This is a genomic window from Psychrobacter sp. CAL346-MNA-CIBAN-0220, assembly GCF_040309805.1.
In the GTDB taxonomy this organism is placed as follows: Bacteria; Pseudomonadota; Gammaproteobacteria; order Pseudomonadales; family Moraxellaceae; genus Psychrobacter.
In genome coordinates this window covers 1-284 of sequence record NZ_JBEOPF010000125.1, presented here as the reverse complement: position 1 = coordinate 284, position 284 = coordinate 1, and the positions used below count along the sequence as shown (strand labels likewise).

The window sequence follows — 284 nt, the reverse complement described above, 5'->3', positions numbered from 1 at the left end:
CGGCAGTACGGTACCGCCGTAGACACCGACGATTTCCCCTTTGGCGATACGCCGGTTGGCCACCACCATGGACTGGCCGATCAACGCCTTTTCGCCAGGCACTTTCACATCCTGCGCGGTGAACGTGCGCAGTTGCAGTTGCGCTTCATAGCGTGCACCGACGTGCTCATAGCCTTCGAACTGGATGTAGGGTTTGACCTGCGCAGAGGTGTATTGCGCGCCGGAATCCAAGGTCACTTGCCTCTCCAGGGTTCGGATACGGATCGGCCTACCCTGGTAATCCC

Annotated in this window: 1 protein-coding gene; it reads right to left on the bottom strand. The window is 59.5% G+C overall.

The genetic code is table 11. The features are described 5' to 3' along the window. On the bottom strand, nucleotides 1-231 hold a 231-nt coding region (locus AAEY88_RS12980; RefSeq protein ID WP_350563046.1), incomplete at its 3' end, for a hypothetical protein. Nucleotides 232-284: the final 53 nt, after the last annotated feature.